The sequence below is a fragment of the Sphingomonas sanguinis genome (assembly GCF_001476905.1).
GTDB lineage: Bacteria > Pseudomonadota > Alphaproteobacteria > Sphingomonadales > Sphingomonadaceae > Sphingomonas > Sphingomonas sanguinis_B.
In genome coordinates, this window is sequence record NZ_LDTE01000145.1 from 1 (window position 1) to 3,387 (window position 3,387).

General features: G+C 61.4%; 5 protein-coding genes. 2 read left to right on the forward strand and 3 right to left on the reverse strand.

Going from position 1 to position 3,387, the window contains the following annotated elements:
• Positions 1 to 2: 2 nt before the first annotated feature.
• Positions 3 to 167 (forward strand): EthD domain-containing protein, encoded by a 165-nt coding sequence (locus SB4_RS20630; protein ID WP_082670273.1) that lies wholly within the window; start codon positions 3 to 5, stop codon positions 165 to 167.
• A gap of 53 nt (positions 168 to 220) precedes the next feature.
• Here SB4_RS20630 and SB4_RS17575 read toward each other — a convergent pair whose 3' ends face one another.
• Together SB4_RS17575 and SB4_RS17580 are read right to left on the reverse strand one after the other, a co-directional pair.
• Positions 221 to 856: an NADPH-dependent F420 reductase gene (locus tag SB4_RS17575; protein WP_058753618.1), complete on the reverse strand. Its 636-nt coding sequence runs from the start codon at positions 854 to 856 to the stop codon at positions 221 to 223.
• Positions 853 to 1,665 (reverse strand): inositol monophosphatase family protein, encoded by an 813-nt coding sequence (locus SB4_RS17580; protein ID WP_058717126.1) that lies wholly within the window; start codon positions 1,663 to 1,665, stop codon positions 853 to 855. Before SB4_RS17580 ends, SB4_RS17575 begins: the two co-directional genes overlap by 4 nt.
• A gap of 72 nt (positions 1,666 to 1,737) precedes the next feature.
• Here SB4_RS17580 and SB4_RS17585 point away from each other — a divergent pair, with 72 nt between their 5' ends.
• Positions 1,738 to 2,340 (forward strand): TetR/AcrR family transcriptional regulator, encoded by a 603-nt coding sequence (locus tag SB4_RS17585; protein WP_058717127.1) that lies wholly within the window; start codon positions 1,738 to 1,740, stop codon positions 2,338 to 2,340.
• 103 nt (positions 2,341 to 2,443) lie between these two features.
• Here the strand turns inward: SB4_RS17585 and SB4_RS17590 are convergent, their stop codons facing one another.
• Entirely contained in the window at positions 2,444 to 3,256 is an 813-nt protein-coding gene (locus SB4_RS17590; protein WP_058734889.1) for an SDR family oxidoreductase, read from the reverse strand.
• Positions 3,257 to 3,387: the final 131 nt, after the last annotated feature.

Below are 3,387 nucleotides of genomic sequence, written 5' to 3' on the forward strand. Positions count from 1 at the left end.
CCATCTTTGATGCATTCGGCGAGCAATCGTTCGACTCGCTTGACGACCTGAATGCACTCTACACTTGCGAAGCCTTTCAAGAGGTGGTCGACCCCGATCATGCCAACTTCATCGATCTAGCGTCGGTCAGCCGGATCGTTTCAGAGGAGATAGTCGTCGTTGGTTAGCCGTCTCCTGTGAGCATCAGGCTGACGTGGCAACCTGATGCTCCAGCGCGGCATCAGCGTACTGGCGAGATGGCGAACGGCGCGAAACCAGTCGCTTTCATAACGTCGGTGACCAGCAGCATGACCGCCTCGACACCACGGGCCGTTGCGATACCGCCAAGGTCTAGAATCTCGGAATCTTGCCAGCCAAGATCGTGAAGCAGTGACCTGACCAACGACTTGGCACCGGTGTTGTCGCCCGACAGATAGGCTGTTGGATTTCCCGTAAGCGAAGCCGGGTTGTTCATCACCGACGACAGCATCGTATTGAGCGTCTTGACGACGTTTGTCCGTGGCAGGGCGGCCTGCAAGCGCTCGGTGAGGCTGTCTGTTGGATAGAGAAGACCCGATGGGGCGCCATCTTCATCACGGCTGGTCGCGTTCGCCACATCGATCAGCAATTTGCCCGCGAGCGCGTCGGCCAAGGCGGTGAGGCGCTCGACGCTGCCGGCTCCCGGCGTTGCATTAATCACGATCTGTGACGAGCCAATGGCTTCGGCGTGGGAGGCGAATCGCACGTCAGGTCCCGTCCAGTTTCGCGGGATAGCGATGTCGCGGACGCCGATGGTGATCGTATGTCCTGCTCGCGCCAAACCGGACGCGAGGCTTGAGGCAACGCGGCCGGAGCCGAGGATGGCGATGGTGGTCATGCAGTGGTCTCCGAACTTGGGGATAACGAGGCCAGGAGGGCCTGTTGAAGCGCCAGTGGTGCGGCAAGAAAATCAGGCGAACCGGCCGTCCAGCGGCGGCCGCGAAGGTCGACGACAGTTCCGCCCGCTTCGCGGACGAGTAACGCCCCGCCGATAAGCCCGGCGCGGACGCTGCCGTGCTGCCAGAAGGCGTCGAGCCGGCCTGCGGCAACGTCGACCAGTTCGAGCATGCTCGGGACGGATAACCGGACCAGAAGAGCAGTATCGAGAAGCCTTTCGGCCGAATGGACCATGGCAGTACGGATCGGGCGAGCTTCGCCCGGGCTCGCCTGCCCGCTTGAGATGATAGCGGCCGCTATTTCGTGCTTCGCAGAAACCGACAGGCGCTCGCCATTCATGAACGCGCCACGTCCGGCGATCGCGCTATAGGTCTCGCCGGTCAACGGGACCGAGATCGCAGTCAAGATCGGCTCCCCCTTACGCACAAGGGTCGCAGTGACGGCCCAGCCCGATCGTCCGTGCAAATGGTTGACGTTGCCCTCGGCCGGGTCGACCACCCACCAATCGCCTGACGGCAGCTCCCCTTGTTCTTCCTCGTCGGAAGCCCAGCTCGATCCCGGAAGCGAGTTCAGCAACGCCTGGCGGAGCTCGTCTTCGACGGCGGCATCATTGGCCTCAATACCGGCGAGCAGATCCGCCAACGTCGTCGGCGGAGGTGTTGTGCGAAAACGGGCAAGAAGCGTTTTTCCGGCCGTCTCGACCGCGCGGATAGTTTCAGCGAGCAGCGCGTCGTCTTCGTTGCGTATCATGGTTGCTGGCCTCGTGTTGATCTATGGGGGGAAACTAGCCTTGACCCACAGCCTCCACTACTCGCCTTCCTGATGACGACATCCGTGCCACCCAAAGCGATGAACCCGCGGAAAACCGCGCGACAGGGCCGCTCCGCAGCCACGGTGGACGCGATAGTGGAAGCCGCAGCTCGCATTCTGGAGGCGGCTGGACCATCAGGTTACACGACGAACGCTATTGCCCAACGGGCCGGCGTCAGCGTCGGATCGCTGTACCAGTATTTCCCGAATAAGGATGCGATCACGCGGGCGCTTATCCGCCGGGAGCTCGCCATACTCGAGGCACAGATCGCCGCAATCAACATCGGCTCGACGAACCCGTCGCCGCTAGCGCGGCTGATCACCGTCGCTGTCGGTCAGCAGCTGGAACGCCCCCGGCTTGCCCATATTCTTGAGGCGGAGCAGGAACGTCTTGGGGCGGACGCTGATATCACTCCGGTCTATGAGCGAGTGGTGGTCATGATATGCGCCATTCTGCAGTCGGCCGGCTTCGCAGCGAACTGCGAGCTAGCGCAGGATATCGCATCGCTGATCGCCACTGTCGTCAACCCGGCAGCGACGCGCGGCGATGACGACCGTGCTCGCCTCGAAATGCGCGCGCGGGCTGTGGTGATGGCCAGGCTGTCGACACCCTGATCTAACAACACGTCAGCGAACCGAGATTACCACCGATGTACCCGACCCGGACGCGCCAGCAATTCGGGGTATCACCAGCCGGACCAGTCATGATCGAAGCGGGTCAGCCGTTGTCGCGAAATTCCGGGTAGAGCGACATGCCACCATCGACGAAGAGTGTTGTTCCGGTGACGTAGTCCGCTGCATCGGAAGCCAGCCAGAGGACCGCTCGAGCAACATCTTCGGGCTCGCCGATACGGCCATAGGGGATAAGACGCAGAAGCTTAGTCAGCGCCTCTTCGCTGTCCCACGCTTCTTTGTTGATTGGCGTGCGAATAGCACCGGGCGCACCGGCATTGACCCGGATACCATCGGCTGCGACTTCCTGTGCCAGCGACCGCGTCAGCATCCGTACACCGCCCTTGGCCGAAGCATAATTGAGATGTCCAGCCCACGGAATGATCTCATGCACTGAGCTCATCGCAATGATCGCGCCAGCGCTACGCGCCGGCCGCCCGCCCTTTGGTTGTGTGCGAAACCGTCTTACGGCTTCGCGCATGCACAGGAATTGCCCGGTTAGGTTGATGTCGATGACCATGTTCCAATCCTGGAGCGACATATCGGCAACGGTGGCATCCTTCTGCACTCCGGAGTTTGAGACGAGCACGTCGACACGACCGAAAGCGGACACCGCCTCATCGAAAAGGCGAAGGACATCCGCTTCCTGCGAGACATCGGCCTTGACGGCTATAGCCTGACCGCCTTGGGCGTTGATCCGAGCGGCAAGTTCATCAGCCGGCTCGGCATGAGAATGGTATGTTATGGCGACAGAAGCGCCAGCGAACGCAAGCGCCTCGGCGACCGCAAGGCCGATACCTGAGCTGGCACCCGTGACGACTGCGGCGTGGCCGGTGAGCGGTTCAGATGAAGACGGCACGGGAAATGTCTCCGGATCGGGCGGATAGGGATAAGGTTGCTAGAAAGTTGGCTCAGGATTCGAGCCTAACGCGCAAATTCTTTGCGATGATCCTGAATGAAATCTCCGAACGTGTGCGGTGGCTTGCCGGG

Coding starts and splice junctions, on each gene's coding strand:
- SB4_RS17585 (WP_058717127.1), top strand. CDS start 1,738: ATGACGACATCCGTGCCACCCAAAGCGATGAACCCGCGGAAAACCGCG.
- SB4_RS17575 (WP_058753618.1), bottom strand. CDS start 856: ATGACCACCATCGCCATCCTCGGCTCCGGCCGCGTTGCCTCAAGCCTC.
- SB4_RS17580 (WP_058717126.1), bottom strand. CDS start 1,665: ATGATACGCAACGAAGACGACGCGCTGCTCGCTGAAACTATCCGCGCG.